Annotated in this window: 12 protein-coding genes; 10 read left to right on the top strand and 2 right to left on the bottom strand. The window is 51.1% G+C overall.

Features of this window, described 5'->3' with window-relative positions:
- Position 1: 1 nt before the first annotated feature.
- From WJU16_RS00820 to WJU16_RS00810, 3 genes are all read left to right on the top strand, one after another.
- Complete coding sequence (locus WJU16_RS00820; protein WP_341836428.1) at positions 2-712, top strand: hypothetical protein; 711 nt, start codon at positions 2-4, stop codon at positions 710-712.
- Between the two features lie 265 nt (positions 713-977).
- Complete coding sequence (locus tag WJU16_RS00815) at positions 978-9,071, top strand: RHS repeat-associated core domain-containing protein (RefSeq protein WP_341836427.1); 8,094 nt, start codon at positions 978-980, stop codon at positions 9,069-9,071.
- Positions 9,064-9,309, top strand: a complete 246-nt coding sequence (locus tag WJU16_RS00810) for a hypothetical protein (protein WP_341836426.1) — start codon at positions 9,064-9,066, stop codon at positions 9,307-9,309. The genes WJU16_RS00815 and WJU16_RS00810 overlap by 8 nt, the downstream gene beginning before the upstream one ends.
- A 56-nt stretch (positions 9,310-9,365) precedes the next feature.
- Here the strand turns inward: WJU16_RS00810 and WJU16_RS00805 are convergent, their stop codons facing one another.
- Entirely contained in the window at positions 9,366-9,698 is a 333-nt protein-coding gene (locus WJU16_RS00805; protein ID WP_341836425.1) for a helix-turn-helix transcriptional regulator, read from the bottom strand.
- Between the two features lie 150 nt (positions 9,699-9,848).
- On the opposite strand from WJU16_RS00805, the gene WJU16_RS00800 reads away from it, so the two are divergent.
- The 6 genes from WJU16_RS00800 to WJU16_RS00775 all read left to right on the top strand — a co-directional run bounded on the left by WJU16_RS00800 (position 9,849) and on the right by WJU16_RS00775 (position 15,120).
- A complete protein-coding gene (locus WJU16_RS00800) occupies positions 9,849-11,099 on the top strand; it encodes a CHC2 zinc finger domain-containing protein (RefSeq protein WP_341836424.1) in 1,251 nt (416 codons plus the stop codon).
- Positions 11,024-11,836: a hypothetical protein gene (locus tag WJU16_RS00795; protein WP_341836423.1), complete on the top strand. Its 813-nt coding sequence runs from the start codon at positions 11,024-11,026 to the stop codon at positions 11,834-11,836. Before WJU16_RS00800 ends, WJU16_RS00795 begins: the two co-directional genes overlap by 76 nt.
- 233 nt (positions 11,837-12,069) lie before the next feature.
- On the top strand, positions 12,070-12,564 hold the full coding sequence (locus WJU16_RS00790) for a hypothetical protein (RefSeq protein WP_341836422.1): 495 nt from the start codon (positions 12,070-12,072) through the stop codon (positions 12,562-12,564).
- 174 nt (positions 12,565-12,738) lie between these two features.
- On the top strand, positions 12,739-13,593 hold the full coding sequence (locus tag WJU16_RS00785) for a tyrosine-type recombinase/integrase (protein ID WP_341836421.1): 855 nt from the start codon (positions 12,739-12,741) through the stop codon (positions 13,591-13,593).
- Positions 13,590-14,441: a tyrosine-type recombinase/integrase gene (locus WJU16_RS00780; RefSeq protein WP_341836420.1), complete on the top strand. Its 852-nt coding sequence runs from the start codon at positions 13,590-13,592 to the stop codon at positions 14,439-14,441. Before WJU16_RS00785 ends, WJU16_RS00780 begins: the two co-directional genes overlap by 4 nt.
- A gap of 82 nt (positions 14,442-14,523) precedes the next feature.
- Positions 14,524-15,120, top strand: coding sequence for a JAB domain-containing protein (locus WJU16_RS00775; RefSeq protein ID WP_341836419.1), 597 nt, complete (start codon positions 14,524-14,526; stop codon positions 15,118-15,120).
- Positions 15,121-16,064: 944 nt separating this feature from the next.
- Here WJU16_RS00775 and WJU16_RS00770 read toward each other — a convergent pair.
- On the bottom strand, positions 16,065-16,403 hold the full coding sequence (locus tag WJU16_RS00770; RefSeq protein ID WP_341836418.1) for a hypothetical protein: 339 nt from the start codon (positions 16,401-16,403) through the stop codon (positions 16,065-16,067).
- 359 nt (positions 16,404-16,762) lie between these two features.
- On the opposite strand from WJU16_RS00770, the gene WJU16_RS00765 reads away from it, so the two are divergent.
- The gene (locus WJU16_RS00765) at positions 16,763-17,803 is read left to right on the top strand and encodes an RHS repeat-associated core domain-containing protein (RefSeq protein ID WP_341836417.1); all 1,041 of its coding nucleotides are present in this window, start codon (positions 16,763-16,765) and stop codon (positions 17,801-17,803) included.
- The last annotated feature ends 40 nt before the right edge of the window (positions 17,804-17,843 follow it).

Below are 17,843 nucleotides of genomic sequence, written 5' to 3'. Positions count from 1 at the left end.
TATGCTGCAGTTTCGCATGATTAGAATATTCCTGATAGCCCTTTTAACCATTTTGCTGGGCCAGCCCGTGATAGCCAGCGAAGAACCTTACCAAATCCGTCTGACTGGCCGCATCAAAGCGGGAGATACGCTTTTGTTAAGAGATGAGAAATTTCAAAACCCTGGGTATAACTGGGAGCTGATAAACAATCATAAGGTTTCAAACCTTATTGTGTTTGCGTTGAACGCCGATTCTGTAATAGATATAAAAAAGCCATTTACTGGCAAAATCCGGCTGAAAGTGGAGTATTGGAGTCAGCCTGGCCAAATTGAGCCACTAGTAGAGGATGAGGTTTCACTTGAAGTAAAGTATGACACAGCTACAGGTCTGGCTTATAAGGAACAGGACGTCTTTCGTTTTCTGAACGGGCATAAAGTGAAAATTACGATCAATTCAATTGAATCTGCGGAACTTGGAGAAAGCATTCCTGGCGTTTTTACATTGACGAGCATGGTAATTGTGGACAGGTCGTATATGACCGACCCTACAGCGCCACCAGTTGCAATGTTCGCAAACGAGGACGAAAATGCAGCGAGTACGCTGCCTGCCTTTTCGCAGGTACCGATGTCAATCTGGCGCAGGACTGACGTCAGAAACGGGGCCGCACAGGATTGTGTTGAATTGGACGGCCGTAGCAGGGAAGCAATACGATCTGGAATGGACATTTATTGACGAGGAGTCAGCAGCAGGCAGCCGGCTCCTGATCAACCCTACCCCGCCCAGGGATACAGTCGCGAAATATTTCAGAAATAATGCAACCCGCGTAAGTCTTTCAGAACAAGGATATACCATTAACCTGGTCCATCATTCTAAATTTTTGCTCGTCAGGTATCGCACGTTCTCGTATAATACATCGACAGGAATTCGGGAGGAGGAATCCTGGGAATACAATATGACATATGCGCCGGCAGGAGGCGCTTCTGCCGCAACCAGCGGCGTGATTGTGTTGTCGAACACTTGGCACTATCCCGAACTTAACTGGCAATATTCTGCTGCATATGCGGAAGAAGGAAAGCGAAAAGAAGTAGTCAGTTATTTCGATAAATCATTGAAAAATCGCCAGTCAGTTACACTCATGAAGAATTCCACATCAGTAGCCGGTGTGGATGGCCTGGAGGCGGTTGTACAATCAACAATCTATGACCAGTACGGCCGTCCGGCTGTTGAGGTGCTGCCCGCACCATTGGCAGGGATGACTACGCTTAATTTTTATCCACGGTTAAACCGAAAACTGGACAATACGGCATATAGCTGGATGGACGTGGCGCCCGAAGACAGAAGTTGTGATTACCTTATTCCTCCGATGTCGGATGCTGCCGGTGCGTCAAGATACTATTCAATGCAAAACGATTTCAAAGCAATTGATAATCATAGCGCGGTTCCTGATGCAGGAAAATACCCCTTCAGTTTACGTTATTATACAAACGACAACACCGGCCGTATTGCTTCGCAGGGAGGTGTAGGGGCCATGTTTCAGCCGAAAAAAGACCCGACGAATGATTCATCCCGCGCTACCCGTTATTTCTATAGCAAACCAACCAGAAAGGAAATATATCGGTTGTTTGGCAACGATGCCGGTGACGCTTCACATTACACAAAGAATACGGTGATTGATCCCAATGGTCAGGTTTCCGTCAGCTATGTGAATTTGTCCGGAAAAACAGTTGCTACGGCCTTGAGCGGCAGTGAACCCGCCAACCTGGATCCATTGCCAGGAAGACCTGTGCCCAAACCAGTGACTGTAGCCCTGTTTAAAAATGCGGATTTTACCTACGATCCGGGCAAACTTACTTTGAGCGCGGCGCAAACCTATATTGCCAATGAAACAGGTCCAATAAAGTTCTCTGTGGAAATGGAACGACTATACAGCCAGATTAACACAGGTAATAAGCAGTTTTGCACCGCCTGCGGATTTGAGATCGTATTGACCGTTAGCAGCGATTGTTCGGATTTTACACCTGACACGGTTGTTATGGCTGGCGCACCACCGGATTCTGCATGTTCGGGGAGTAATGCTGCTTTAAAGAAAGATGTAACCTTCGATTTTACACGAAAGGGGAACTATTATGTTCAAATGCAAGCGCGGCTTAAACCTGACGAAATCCGGCAGCGTGTTGATCAATATGTAACGGTTGCGTCCAATAAATTGCGGAAGAAGTTCGATTTTGTCATTGAAGAATTAAGGGCGGTAGATTTTGGAGGCTGCTTCGACGATTGCAAAACCTGCAAATGGACACTAGGTACAAAAGCGGATTTCAGATCTAAAGTTAAGGAAAAGTTACTTGCACTCAATGCTATTAATATTACAGATACAACTGTTGTAAGTGCCTGGACTGATTCGCTATATAATAGACTAAGTGCCGCATGTGAACTGGCGCAGGCGACATGCGCGGTTGACCCCTGTAAACAACTGAAAGAATTGCTTCAGCGGGATGTTAGCCCATATGGGCAATATGCGTTGTTCAACAAGGATACGTTGGCGCTGGAACAAAGTGTTAACGTGTTGCACTTGTATTGGCGAACAGTTTTCCCCCCACTTCCACGAACAGATACAACTTACATAAAGAATATTGTACAACTTCAGGATGGCGGTAAGTTGTCTGTAAACGACTCCAGCTTTACACTGAAGAATCTGGTGTATAGCTGGCGGCAGGAGTGGGCAGAGCGGTTTCAGGGATATCATCCGGAAGCATGTGGTCTTATGTACTGCGAGGATAATATTGCCTACCTGAAATGGGACGATCGCGTAAAGTCGATGATTAATTCCACTACCGATATTCCGGTGGTCCTGGGCGCCGGTGCGCAGTGGGATAAAGACAATCCGCTTTGGCTCTCTGCCAGAGATCCGTTCTTTGCTCCTCAGGCGCCTGGGTACAGTTCCCTTACCGCATTTCGGGAAGATTTGAATAAATACTCATCCCGTGTTATAGGTCTTGTAACCGACACGGTTAAGAATATCAATAAGTACGTCGACTTCATGTTGTATTGTGTTTCCAAGAATGGTGAGATTACGAATGTAAATGAGGAGGATAACAACTGGAATTATTGCAGCCCTTCACCATCCTGCCGGATTCCCGATCGTGAATGGAAGATGTATGTCGCGGCTTATATGGAGTTGAAGCAGAAGTATTACCAAACAGCGCGTAATGGGAACGCATCCTATTGCCGGGATGCTTGCACTGTAGGCACACCTGTTGGTGTGGGTGAAGGGTGTCCTCCGGCTGGGGCGTTTACTTTTACTCCCGTATCTGTTACCGGCAATAATCAAACGGTGAGGGTAAGGTATGAAGGTGGCAGGGCTGCGCGCTCAATGACCGTTCAGTTTTATTATCCACAGGAATATGGAACCCTACAGCAGGTTGCCGCTTCAACTTTCCTTGTGAATGATACAGAGAAAATGATCATTATCCATAAGGATATTGATGTTTCGACGCTAGGTGTAAAAGATGTGATTTGCTCCGGGGGCACTACCGTAATTCCCTGTTCCGGCGTTTCATTTACGCTGGACCTAGGTACAAGCGGCCGAAGGAAGGGTTATAGAATGTGGGATAATGTTGAGAATGGGCAATCAGTGAGTTATATTGCAGTAGAAGGTAGTAAGGACGTTCCTCCAGTAGCGGCAAATTATTGCCAAAACCCTGCGTCCATAAATTTCTATAATTGCCTTTTTATCAAATCGTCTCAGGCCGATGCACCTGAGGAATATTTGGAGAATGTTTGGCTCATTCAGTGTCCGCCAAACAACTGCTTGTATCCGGGGAGTTTCTACGCTACACAGAAAGTTGGCGAGTATAATTTCAAGAATAACGCGTTTGATATTGCAATCTATCCCTATACGCCACAAATAAATAATATTTCGGGGCCGACTTGCATTACAAAAACGAAAGAATGGCATGATTGCTTCACTGTTGAACTGCAAGGCGTGCAGTATACCTTTAGAAATGCGACGGTTTTTAAATGCTCGATGAATTGCTCGACTATCCAGGTAAGTGAAGGATCTGGTACAGAGTTTAGATACAATACTACGGGAACTTCGAGTTTGTACACTGTTTATTCATTTCCGCCATATGAAGGCTTGGTTTGTAGTGATCCTAATGCAACACTATTTGAGGTAAAAGATTTTTCAAATACATGCGTGGAATTTGTTTTTGAGTCTACTGGGGAGCGAGTGCCTTTTTCTGGGGTTTGGGTAGTTGAATGCCACGCATTTAATAACGGATTGACTGCTGTACAATCTTTCTCAACTACCACCGGCTGCCCTGATGCGCTTAAAACGAAGCAGTCCAGGCTAAATAATGTTGATTACGCCGTGCCTAGCCTTGAAACGATGAATGAAATCAGAAAGGAAGGCGTAGCTCAGATGCAATTGCAGATGAACACCGTTTGTGATGATCAGGCAGATCTTTGGATAAGTCGGCTGGAGCAGTGCGGCACGGGTTTACCGGATTGGGCTGTAAAGAAAGTGACGCTACGTACCAAACTGATAGAATTATGTAAAAAGGGAGTGGATATCCGACATCCCAATGGGGCAAGTACGCATCCGGATCAGGTGGCGGGAACCCCAAAAGACTTTAAGGAGGTAATCAAGACTGTTCTTGCCATTACAAACCTGTCAGCAGATTGTAATCCCTGGTTGATTGACATGCCCTATCCGCATGCTAAGCCTATGCCATTGGCGCCGCCCGTTATACTAAATTCCAACCCTGAAATCTGCTCCCGGGTAAGGGAATTGCAACAAGCGCACAATGGCCTCCCGACACCCAGGCCTTCATTCTACCAATACCTGGTCAATGAATTTGGGCCAGCCATGACCTTAAACGAAGCGGAATTGACGGCACTGGTAAACAGTTGTGGAGCATGCGCTTACCTTCTCCCGAGAGAAGTGAGCCTGCCTGTGTTCCTGAACGGGCAAGGAAAAGGTTTTATTACTGGCGATGAATTGCAGCAAGGATTTACTGCGCTGGCAGCCGAAAACTTGACCAATCTCGCTGCCACGCACCCAAACTACGAAACAATCATTACCAATTTCCTCAACCATCGGTTTGGTTTTACATTGGGATATTGGGATTATGCAAGGATGAAACGATCCCTTGATTCCAATGTCATCCCGGTTACCAGTAAATTGGTGAATATCCCGGCATTCGGCGTTACGCAGGTAGATCCATATGAATGCCTTTTTTCTATGGTGCAACATGCCGCTTACAATGGCATGAGCTCATACGATCTTTACATGGAGGAAGTCAAACGCGCATTCCGGGCAGAATATATCCGGGACTGTTCTGGGGCTGGCGGGAAGCTGTCAATCACACACACCGAGAATGAATATCATTACACATTATATTATTATGATCAGGCGGGCAATCTTGTCAGAACGGTTCCGCCGGAGGGGGTTATTCCGTTGTCCGACGTGGAGGCCGCACAGGCTGAGGAAGCTGCAGGAATGAATATTGAATCTTGTACTTTTAACGGTCCTCCTGCTGCTACCGACCTGAGCCTGTCTAAAACCTATTTGGGCAATGCCTTGAGTGCAGGTACCAAGACATTGGAAATGTGGCTATATAGTCCGCTGTTGCCACACGGGCAACTGGCAATTTCTACCGGGACCGACGGATATTTTCTGAGCGCTTGCATTGGAACCGATAATATGGAGCTGGATATCTACAAGCTAAAATCTGGGAATGCTGGCAGCAATTCTGTGGAAATCGAAAGGTCGCGGCATTTTAAAGTGAAACTCACAAGTGAAGTATTGAGGCCATGGTTACACCTGGTGTTACAGGGATCTAATATGGGGCTTGACGGTGGGAGCTTGGCGGTCTATGTAAACGGAGTGCTGTGTCCGGCCGTAACTACTGGAACTATGCCGGGGTCCTGCGGATGGGAGATTGGCTATGTGAATAATGTGCTGACGCTCCCGAACGATATTTCCCTGTTGAAACAAATCCGCGGTTATAACAAGTTGTTGTCGGCGCAGGAGATCAGTTATCAGTTTAGCCTGGCTTGCATGGGCGTTGATAGCAGCTTGCGTGTGGCGTCCCAGGAGCATTGGGGTCGTTTCAATGTACCCGGAACTGGGACAGCTACCACCGTCGGCAATACGACTACTGAAACAAAGCACAGCCGCATTTTTCCGGTACATCATTTGAATACGACCTATGCCTATCAATCGCTGAATGGTGTATTTCGTCAGGAGTCACCGGATGCCGGCGTAAGTGATATGTGGTACGATTTGCTCGGCAGGGTGGTTGCTTCGCGTAATGCTCAGCAGCTGAAAGATGGGCGGATGAGTTATACGGAATTTGATAACCAGGGGCGCGTACTCGAAGCAGGAGAGAAGGCCGCACCCACCGAATGGCCTACTACTTTCATGAGTGACAGCCTCGCGAGGGCATTCATCGACAACAATAAAGCTACCCGTAAACATTATGTTATCAATGTGTACGACGAAAGCCTGACAGGGATGTTAGGGCAAGGGGCTTACCAGGAGGATGTACAAGCCAATCTGGTACAGGAGAACCTCCGGAAGCGGGTGTCAGCGAGTTTGTTGTATGAGCATCCGGCAGCTAGTCCGGTCGCTACAATTTACAGTTATGATATATTAGGGAATGTAAAATCCATGCTGATGAAACTGCCAGATTTTCATTTCAAGCGGATAGATTACAATTATGATCTGGCCAGTGGAAAAGTATTATTTGTGCGATATAAGCATAATGCAGCGAACAAGTTCATATATCAATATCGGTATGATGCTGAAAATCGGTTAACGGAAGCGATTACAGGTATTCAGACAACATCGGCTGATGATTGGGGGATTGCGAGTTCCCGGCAGAATGCGTACTACAAGTATTATAAACACGGGCCGTTGGCTCGGACGCAATTGGGTGGAAACATCCAGGGACTGGATTTTGTCTATACCTTGCAGGGATGGCTGAAAGCAATCAATGGCCAAAAACAGGGTGTGGATATCGGCAAGGATGGTCATGCGGGGATTAACGCCACCTTCGCTACGGATGTCTTTAATTACTCACTGGATTACTTCAACGGTGACTATGCTCCTGTTTCCAGTCCGCCAACAGGCCCTGCGCCTGATTTTCCGCTAGCCTGGCCGTACAATGAAACGCCAGGAACCGGCAGGTCGCTCTTTAACGGCAACATAGCCCGTGTTACTATGGGGCGTACGAATGGAAGCACGGTCACCGAAACAGTGGGTTATACTTATCGCTATGATCAACTGAACAGACTGACGCAGATGCGGCATCATGCAGGAATTGGTAATGGGAATTTTGCTGCCGACATAAAGTATGGGGAGAATATTGCATATGATGCGAATGGTAATATCAAGACTTTTCAGCGAAACGGACATGATGCAGGCGGTATATTGATGGATGATCTGACTTACGCATATCCGGTAATTGGGGGAAAGCTGACACAAAACCGATTGAGGCATATTACAGATGCCGCGCCGGCTAACGCCAATTATACAACGGATCTCAAGACACAGCCTGTAGATAATTATGAATATGATGATATAGGAAATTTAACGAAGGATTCCAGCGAGGGAATCAGGCATATTACCTGGACGGTGACCGGAAAAATCGAGGAAATTCAAAAAAATAATGGGTATATCCGTTATAAGTATGACCCTTCGGGGAATCGGGTCTATAAGGAGGTGAGCTTAGGCGGGCCTGCTGTTCGGACCTGGTATGTAAGGGATGCGCAGGGTAATTTGCTGGCATTATATTCAGACAACGGTACGGCTGTTGTAACATGGGAAGAGCAGCATTTGTACGGTAGTTCGCGTCTGGGCTACTGGCGGTTGGGGGTCAATAGCTCCCAAACGCTCACTACTGCCTGGAATGAGGCGCCTGGCAATACTTTGTATGAATTAACGAACCACCTAGGGAATACGATGGTCGTGGTGACCGGAGCAAAAACCAGTGAAGGAAAGGCTACTGTGATGAGCATGCAGGATTATTATTCATTCGGTAGTATAATGCCGGGAAGAAATTGGGAAAATTCTTATCTTGGGAAGCGATATCGTTATGGGTTTAATGGAAAGGAGAATGATAACGAAGTTAAGGGCATCGAGGGAAGCCAGCAGGATTATGGGATGAGGATTTATGATCCGAGGGTGGGGAAGTTCCTAAGTGTGGATCCGCTAACTTCAGATTATGCTTATTATACGCCCTATCAATTTGCGGGGAATACTCCTGTTTGGGCAACAGATCTTGATGGTGCTGAGGAAAATACAACAGGTACTTATACGTATAGACCTCCTGTTCTTAGCCGTGTAAATATGGTTATGATACATGGCAATGCGCATGTTGCATCAGCTGTGCATCGTCAGCCAAGTGTGCGGGCTGATACGCGGTCATCTTTGGAGAGGCAGATTCAGAAGCAGAAGGCGGAAGAGACTCAATTGTATCGTCAACTTTATGAAACGCAAGGAGGAGCTTCGTTTAGAATACTTCATGGCGCAGGAGAGGCCGTTACAGCAGCTGTTGGAGATTTAGCATTAAATGCAGCTTGGAAGATTGCCGCAAAATATGGGAAGCAAGCGTATAATGTAGCCCGGACAGAAATGAGCGCGGCAAGAATGGCTCTTTCTGGTGCGAGTAAAGAGGCAAGGCTTGCAATGTATGGTTCAAAAGCGTTAGAAGGGTCGAGTCCTGCATTGCGATTAGCAGAGCCGTTTGATGATGTTTCTTTCGCAAATGAAATTATTGCAATTAATAAGACTACGGAGGGAGGTGGAGTAATATTGAACACCACGCCTATGTCAGCAATAAATTCTGCTATGTACTATGAAACTGCCGCAGAGCAAGGTGCTGCAATTTTCCGTTCGATTTCTCATGGGCATATGTTTATCGATGGGAATAAGCGTACAGCGGTCGCTGCATTCGAATCTTTTGCTAAAAAGCATGGTTTGTCTACAGTAGGGAAAGATGAGATGTCGAACGTAGCCACAGAAGTGGCAAAGGGGAAATTGACAGATGTTTCAGAAATAGCTAAAAAATTAATTAAGAATGAATGATATAATTTCAGTGTTAAGAAAATCTAATCCAACGATTGAGGAATTATTGGCTTGCTTCGAGTTAATCAGGAAAGATGGTAATGTTGTTGTCATCAAGATGGATGGGGCAAGAGCGGATAGTCAGTATACAGTATTTGTAACTTTTTCTGAAGGAGAAAGGGAGATGATTAGGTTTGACGGGGACAATTTTAAGGGCACTCTTTTAGAAGTTCTTCGTGCTTATCATGTCGAGAAGTAAAATCAAAATTTTTAGATAAATGTAATAGACGCCGCCCAATGAGGCGGCGTTTTACTTTATTTAGCGTATGCTTTTTTGTTTTTAAAATCCCTGATCATCATATCAATATGTCCGAGTACATACTCTTTAGCCTCAGGGGGCAGGGCGTTAATATCCTCCAGTCTTTTAAGGGTTGCCTGATCCAGGACGAGATTTGTTTTGCCTACGAGGTAGTCGATAGAGACGGCGAGCACATCCGCAATTTTGATAATAACCTCAATGGAGGGCATCATCAGGTCGCGTTCATACCTTCCGATGATATCGCCGGAGGTGCCGATGCGTTTACCGAGTTCGGCCTGGGACAGGTTTTGCTGCTTGCGCAGGAGCATGATGTGAGCACCGATTGTCATACTGAAACGTATTTAAACTGACCTGTTTTAGTAGGGTATTGCAAATTTAGTTGACCTAAAAGTATTAATCAAAACGAATAAAACTTGTTCATTAAAGATGGATGCGTTAGATTTGCGACCAATAGGTAGTAATCTAAAATTTATCCACAGATGGATATCGCAGAAATCAAACAAAGCCTTCCTCTCGCCCAGGTGCTCTCGCACTACGGTTTAAAACCAGACAAGCATGCCCGGCTGCACTGCCCGTTCCACGCGGATAAGACGCCGAGCCTGCAGGTGTACTACAAAACGCAGACGTGCTATTGCTTCTCTTCGAACTGCAAAACGCACGGCAAGGCGCTGGACGTGATCGACTTTGTGATGCACAAGGAAGGGGTGAGCAAGGGCGAGGCGATCCGTTACTGCCGGGAGTTGATCGGCGGCGCTCCTGCGGCGGCACCGCTGACCGCCCAGCCCCGCGAAACTACCCTTAATCGCATGTTCACCTACTTCAAGAACGCGGTACATAACAGCAAGCCGGCGCAGGATTACATCCGCAGCCGTGGGGTGGACGCGACTCAGATCGAGGTCGGGTATAACAGCGGCCAGTTCCACCACGGCCGCCGCAAGGATGACGAGCTAGTGGCCGCCTGCGAGTCCGCCGGCCTGCTGATCGCCTGGGGAACGAACGTGCGCGAAGGCGGTCAGGCGTATAAAGTGTTCGGGCGGGGTTGCGTGGTGTTCGCGCTGCGCGGCAAGGCCGGTGACATCAAAGGCCTCTACTTCCGATCTATCACCAATGACCACGACCAGCGGCATTTTTACTTAAAAGACCGCGCCGGCCTTTATCCATGTTACCCGCGGCCGGACACCCGCCGGCTGATCCTAACGGAATCCATCATCGATGCGGCGGTGCTGCTGCAACTGGAAACCATCCGCAAGGAGTACAGCGTGCTGGCCTGCTACGGCACCAATGGCTTTACTGCAGAGCACCAGGAAGCGGTAGCTTCCCTGGGTAACCTCACGGAGATCATCCTGGCCTTCGACGGCGACGCAGCGGGCAAAGCCGCTACCGAAAAGTACGCTTTGCAACTGCGCGACCAGGTGCCCGGTGTTGCACTGTCTGTGATGACACTGCCGGATGGCGAAGACCTGGCGAGCCTTGCGGCGGGTCATGATCCTGCGGTATTGGAACACCTGATCGCCGAACGGCAATCCTTTTTTCTTCAACTGGAAATCCTCCTGCAATCCCTGCTGCAACTGAAATACCCACTGTATACGCTCCCCCGATCCCTTTACCTGTGCCGTCGCATCCGGCTGCCGGCGTACTGGATAGCCGTGATGACATGCGGCTGCGGTACACGGCAGCCACGGCGGTGTACACGGTGCAGGGCGGTATCCCCAAGACCGGCGATAGCCTGAAGGTGACGCTGGCCATCGCGCACAAGGGTAGCGGCCAAAAGCGGCGGCACAAGGTGGACCTGTACGAGGATAAGCAGGTGGAACGGCTGGCGCGGGAAGTGAGTGTGGCGCTGGGTTTGGATGCAACTATTATCGCCGATGAGCTGCGGAGCCTGGCCGATGCGCTGGACGCTTACCGCGACCAGCAGGTAAAAGCAGCAGCGCCGCAGGTAGCGAGCTACCCGCTGACAGCCGCGGAACGCAACGCGGCGCTATCGTTTTTGCAGGCGCCTGACCTGCTGAACCGGCTCAATGACTTGCTGGGCAATACCGGTATCATCGGAGAAGAAAACCCGCGCCTGTTTTTACTCTTGATCGCGCTGAGCCATAAGATGGCCCAACCGTTGCATGCGCTGATACAGGGATCGAGTGGCAGCGGCAAGACGCGGCTGCTGCGGCAGATCAGCGATTGCATGCCACCGGAATCCGTCACCCGGCTGACGCGTGTCAGCGACAAGGTGCTGTACAATTACCCGGAGACCTACTTCGTCAATCGGTTGCTGTGTTTGGAAGATATCGACGGCCTCTCCGAAGAAGCGGAGTTCGCGTTGCGCGAGCTGCAGAGTAACGGGGAGCTGAACAGCGCGACGTCGATCAAGTTGGATGACGGTCGGATCACCAGCGGCCAGAAAACAGTGCGCGGCCCTATCGGGAGTCTTGCCTGCACGACGCGGGGGAGATCTACGAGGACAACATGAGCCGGGTGTTTTTGGTCGCGGTGGATGAGAGTGCGGCGCAGACGGGGAAGATACTGGCTTACCAAAACCGGGTAGCGGCGGGCGTTACGGGTCATGGAGAGGAAGAGCGCGCCAAGCTGCAGGTGCGCAACCTGGTGCGGGTATTGGAACCGCTGGGGGTGGTTAACCCCTTTGCGGGGAAACTGCGTCTCCCTGAACAGGCACACAAGCTGCGGCGGCTCAACGACCTGTTTTTGAACTTTGTGAAGATGGTGGCGCTCGTGCATCAACACCAGCGGGAGCGCGACGGGCAGGGGCGCGTGATCGCAGTGGTGAGCGATCTGGCGGCGGCGGTGGATATCATGTTCGACAGCATCGTGCTGAAGGTGGACGAACTGGACGGGAGCCTGCGGCAGTTCTACGAGCAGCTGAAATCCTTTGTTGGCGAGGATCGCCGTGAGCGTGAGTTTACGCGCTTCGATATCCGTGACCGCCTTCGGATGGGCAAATCGCAGCAATGCCTGTACCTGTCGCGGCTGGTGGAGCTGGGTTACCTGCAGCAGTACGGGCATATCAACCGGGGCTTCCGTTACCGGATCGCATATTGGGATGCTTATGCGCTGTTGCGGGAGCAGTTAAAGAGCGACCTGCAGTCGCAACTGGCAACACTTGAATATGGCCAGCGTCCGGAAGTGGCCGGACGCCAGACCGGACGCCAGGATGTGCCACTGGCGCGGGAAAAGGTCTAAAAAAGGCTGGCGTCCGGTGTCCGGCGAAAAATGCTCAAGGCCCTGTTTTTAAAACGGCATAGATATAGAAAAACGCCGTAGCTATAGGCAAAACGCCATAGTGCTATCTGATAAGTTTGTTACCCGGAGGTGAAAAACCTCTTTTCTCTTCAACTGATTTTAAACTGAAAATTTATGGAACAGCTACAAACCGGAACCCTCGCGGGTTTTAAGGACTACCTGTGCGCGGTGGGCTACAGCAGCGGGAGTGTGCAAATGCTGTGGAGCTGTACGCGCGCATTTTTTGACTACCGGGAGCAGGTGCCCGCAAACGTAATGCCGGCGGACATCCTGTCTTTTTACGAGGATCTGCAGGTGCGCCCTTCGCTGCGTGGGGAGGGAGGCTTGAGCGGCAAGATGGTGGACCATTACCTGTACAGCCTGCGGGTGTTCTTTGACTGGCAGCAGGCGGTTGGCCTGGTGATGGCGCATCCGATGAGCGGGCTGCAACTGCGGCGGCTGGGTAGTGGCCAGCGGCTCCCGCTATCGGTGGCGGAGGTGACGGCCTTGTTTGGTGCCGCCCGCCATGAGCGGGAGCATGCGGCGCTGCACCTGCTCTATAGCTGTGGCCTTCGGCGCAGCGAGGCGGTGCTGCTGGAACCTGGTGACGTATGGCCGGAGCGGGGTGTGCTGTATGTACGGCGCGGCAAAGGCGCCCGCCGGAGAGTGGTGCCGCTGGCCAGCCGCGCATCGGCCAGCCTGGGGGCTTACCTGCGCTGGCTGGCGGTGTGGGTGCCGGGCGGATCACCGCGGCTGCTGGTCGGTAGCCGTTCTCAGGGGATGACCGGAGATCGTCTTTGCGGGCTGGTCAAAGCGCTGGGTAAGCGGGCGGAACTGAAAACGGTAGTAACGCCGCACCGGCTGCGCCACTCCATCGCCACCCACCTGTTGGCGCGGGGCATGTCGCTGGAGCAGGTGCGGGACTTTTTAGGCCACCGTCATGCGGACACCACACAGATCTATGCACACCCGCAAAACGTAGGCTTATGACGCTCACTGCTTACCTGCAATCCCGTTACGCGGCATCGACTGCCGAAGCTTACGGGCGGGAGATCGCGGCTTACCTGTCGGGGTATCCTGGTGCAGCCGGTGCGGGTTATGGCGATGTGGTGCAATGGCTGGGCGTATTGCGCAGCCGTTACGGCAACGCCTCGACACTGAACGGGATGCTATGTGCGGTAAAGGCTTATTACGGCTGGCTGGTGGCCAGTGGTGTGCGCACGGACAACCCGGCAAAAAGGATCCGTTTGCGGGACGTGCGCAGTCGGGATATCCAGCTGCAGGATCTGCTATCGCCTGCGGAGCTGGAGGCGTTACTGCCGGCAAACGGCCGAAAGGGTCGTTATGCGGCGCTGGATTACCGCGACCGGGTGCTGGTGGGCCTTTTGGTGTACCAGGCCTTAAAACCGGCGGAAATCGCCGCGCTGCGGGTGACGGATATCGACCTGGAGAGCGGGACGGTGACCACTGCCGGCACGGTATCTACCAACGCGCGGGTACTTCCCTTGCAGGCTTCGCAGGTGCTGTTGCTTTACGCCTACCTCCGTGAAATCCGCCCGCGGCTGCTGAAGGGCGTGGCCTGCGACCGTCTGCTGCTGGGCTTGCGGGGAAATCCCATGCATGCGGATGACATTGTGAAGCATGTGCTGCGGCACTATCCGGCCAGCGCGCAGCGTATCCGCCAGAGCGTGATTGCGGGTAAGCTGAAATCCGGCGAGGGGTTGGCGGTAGTGCAGGCGTTCGCCGGGCACAAGTACCCTTCGAGCACGGAGCGTTACCGGCAGACAGGCGAAGGGGAGCTGGCAGCGGCGGTAGCGGCTTATCACCCGATGGGTTAAAATGAACAGAATGAACGGGGAGTTCACCCTTTGTATTGTTAACTTCAAAGCGAACCCTAAAATGGAAATCAAGTTGAGTAAGTTGAAGAAGACAAAAATCGAGGCGCGGCAGGACGTGCATGAGATCATGCGGATGCTGCTGCGGCGGGAACAGAAGATCGACCGCAACCGGGAACACCTGTGGGTGCTGGGGCTGGCGGCGGACAACACGATCCTGCTGATCGAGTTGGTGAGCATGGGTTCGGTTACCAGGACGATTGCGGAACCGATGGAAATCTACAGCCTGGCTTTACAGAAGCGCAGTGTAAAGATCATCCTGGTACATAACCACCCGAGCGGGATGCTGAAACCCTCTGCTGCCGACCGGGAAATGACGGATAGGATGATCCAGTGCGGCCGGCTGCTGAAAGTGCCGGTGCTGGACCATTACATCATCAGCGACAAAGGGTATTACAGTTTTGCGGAGGATGGTTTACTGGCGGAGCTGGAGCAAAGCACCAAGTACATGCTGGAATACGAGGTAAAGGCGTTGGGTGTGAAAGAAGGCAAACAGATCGGGGAAAAGAACAATGCCCGTGAAATCGCCCGTCAGATGAAGGCGAAAGGTTATGCAGTAAAGGAAATCATGGAACTGACGGGGTTAGAGAAAGCGTCTATCCAGCGGCTGAAAGTATCGTGAAGGATGTGGAGCTGGCGGGAGTCGAACCCGCGTCCGGTGGTTCGAACAAAACCCTGAGCCGTATCGGGCGCGAGAGTCGAACCGTGATTGTGCGTTATCCGTGCGTCTTTGGGTTTTAGGAAATGAAACCCTTATCCGTATTGGCTTTTAGGCATAGGTTCGAATCTGTCAGGGATCGGGACCCAAGTTCCGGTAAGCGGAAAGCAGCCTCATCATCAGGCGGTAAACAGGCGTGCATGGCGCTCCCGGCAAAGAAGGAGCCAGCCTGTTTACCGCCTGATGATGCGCCAAGACGATCCTGCCGCCGGGCTTTGTTCTGCCGCGGCTGTTCGCGGCAGGTCATGCACGGCAGCTTGTCCAGCGTTCCGCTGTCTTCCGCTTCGATCCAGCCGCTCCCGCCACCTTCACCGCCATGCCTTGACGGCCACGGGGGCGGGAGCGCGGTACGCGCGTAGCCACCGTAGGGCGGCAAGGCGGGCAGGTGGCGGACAAAGTGGGCGGCGGAGGGCTGCGCAGCGATAGCGAAGCAGGCCGGGAGCAGCCCGAGCGCAGGCAAAAGGGAAGGGCAGTTCGGGGAACGCTGGCAGGGAGGAACTGGCCCTTGCCTTTTGCCGGAGCGAGACCGCTTTACCTTCGTGGGTGTTGGGGGATGTCTTGCGTCAGCAGGGATTGTTGTATCTTCCTTGTTCTGCATGGTGCCCGATCCCGTTCTGGGCGCCCAACCAGGAGCATCAGCTTCCCAAGCTGAGGGTGGCCGGCAAGTACGACAGATTTTGGTTCTGTTTGTCTTGGTTCAAATCCAGGTCGGGCAACAACCATTTTAGGGTACTCAGGTTCTGGTTCTGAGTGTCCTGGTTCGAATCCGCTCGGTACCTTATGCAATGGCCTGCTGCTTAGAAGGCAGCTGCTCCTTTCTTGGGTAAAACCCTCCGCGCCCTGTTTACTCACTCTGTTCCCTTCACACTGAAAAGGAAAATTGGTCTCACTGCGGGAAAAAGGTCGGGTTGCCCTGGTGGCGGTGTTCTTCTGTGCGCCCTCCCTTTTACCCTCCGTTCGGGCAGTTCCCGGTCTGCTCCGCTATCGCTGCGCATCCCTCCACTGCCCATTTTGTCCGCCACCTGCCGGCGGCGGCGCCCTGCTGGTAGCTCCGTGCTCGCTTCGCTCGCCCTCCCGCTCCCGTGTTCGCCGCCGCATGGCGGTGGGTGGCGGGAATGCAGCGAATGGCGATAGCTCAGGAACGGACGAGCGGATCCGTCCTGCCGCGAACGGCGGCGCCAGTTCATCACCCAGCGGCGGAAAGGTCTTGGCGCATCATGGATAAAGCAGGTGGCCAGCGTAACCAGCGCCAGGCACTCCGCAACCGGCCACCTGCCTTACCCATGATGATGTGTGTTTTTTTCTTTCAATTGAAAAAAAGAAGGGTTGCAGTTGATGGTATTTTACCTAAGAGATGAAGGGTAGGTTAAAAGCATCGGAAAGCCCTATGGTCAGAGGAGGATGGCTATAAGGTTGGTGGAGATAAGGTGGAGATGAGGTGGACTTGATGCGGAGGTGAAGCGGGTTAATATACGATCAGGTAGTAAGGGATAAACCATTATCTTGCGGGTAGTTCTTTGAGACGGCCAGTATCATGGAGGCCGGGTTGCGCTATAGGAAAAAAGTTGTGCGTGCCTGTAGGTATGGGTTTAACGGAAAGGAGAATGATAATGAGGTTAAAGGTATCGAAGGCTCGCAGCAGGACTATGGGTTCCGTATTTATGATCCTAGGGTGGCGAAGTTTTTGAGTGTCGATCCACTTACAAAATCATATCCTCATTATACGCCATATCAGTTTGCAGGGAATACACCAATTATGGCGATAGACTTGGACGGTGCGGAGGAGTTGCCATATGTTCAGAAGTTCGATCCTCATACAGATGCTTTTCCTTACATAGCCGCTTTGAATAATGGAGCTATCAATGCAGTAAACTCTGTAATCGGTATATGGAATAGTGGTGTAGAGGTTACCCGTTCTGTAGGAAGGGGGACTTTTAGGGAAGATATTGCCGCAGAATTTGGAGGATATGCTGATCAGATAAAGCGAGATTACTACTATCACACTACGACTCCCATTTCTCAGCAGGCTAAGGATGTCGGTAATTATGTATTAAGCCCCCAATTTGTAGAAGATATAGCAACGGCATATATCGGAGGTAAAATTGTGCCCGGATCGTCAAAATCAGGGAGTAAGTTACCAGTACTTTCCGTGTCAACGGCAGAATCTGCGCCGGCAATGAACTTGCAACAACGTGCGCAAGCAATTCATAATGCATTACCTGAGGCGACTCAAAGGCGAACAACAACGGCGGTAGGCGAAGCTGTTGATGGAGCTGGAAATACAAAGTACTTGGTCGGTTCGAGTGAGGAACGGTTACGTCCGGCTCAACGAGGGGTATTACGTTCTAATGAAATCGCAGTGAAAGGGAAGGGGCATGCAGAGACTACTATTTTGGATTATGCAAGTCAAAATAATTTGAAAGTTAATAGCATTGCAGCGAGCCGGCCAATCTGTGCTGGTTGTGAAGCAGCCTTGAGGAGCCAGAATGTAGCTCCGGCGAGTCCGTTGAAAAGTGCGGCAACTCCAATGAAGAAATGGGATGCCAGTAGCTATATACCTGGTTCATCTCCTTCTTCTGGTCCTTAGATGGTATTCTAACTATAAGAAAACCGCAATACTTATTGCG

Source organism: Chitinophaga pollutisoli, assembly GCF_038396755.1.
GTDB lineage: Bacteria > Bacteroidota > Bacteroidia > Chitinophagales > Chitinophagaceae > Chitinophaga > Chitinophaga pollutisoli.
Note: the sequence above shows the minus strand (reverse complement) of the source record. Positions and strands in the feature narration are given on the sequence as shown.

Bases quoted from the DNA above. Each gene is read 5' to 3' on its own strand.
- WJU16_RS00770 (WP_341836418.1), bottom strand. From the start codon at position 16,403: ATGAACTGGCGCCGCCGTTCGCGGCAGGACGGATCCGCTCGTCCGTTC.
- WJU16_RS00795 (WP_341836423.1), top strand. From the start codon at position 11,024: ATGCGGCTGCGGTACACGGCAGCCACGGCGGTGTACACGGTGCAGGGC.
- WJU16_RS00820 (WP_341836428.1), top strand. From the start codon at position 2: ATGCTGCAGTTTCGCATGATTAGAATATTCCTGATAGCCCTTTTAACC.
- WJU16_RS00810 (WP_341836426.1), top strand. From the start codon at position 9,064: ATGAATGATATAATTTCAGTGTTAAGAAAATCTAATCCAACGATTGAG.
- WJU16_RS00800 (WP_341836424.1), top strand. From the start codon at position 9,849: ATGGATATCGCAGAAATCAAACAAAGCCTTCCTCTCGCCCAGGTGCTC.
- WJU16_RS00780 (WP_341836420.1), top strand. From the start codon at position 13,590: ATGACGCTCACTGCTTACCTGCAATCCCGTTACGCGGCATCGACTGCC.
- WJU16_RS00785 (WP_341836421.1), top strand. From the start codon at position 12,739: ATGGAACAGCTACAAACCGGAACCCTCGCGGGTTTTAAGGACTACCTG.
- WJU16_RS00805 (WP_341836425.1), bottom strand. From the start codon at position 9,698: ATGACAATCGGTGCTCACATCATGCTCCTGCGCAAGCAGCAAAACCTG.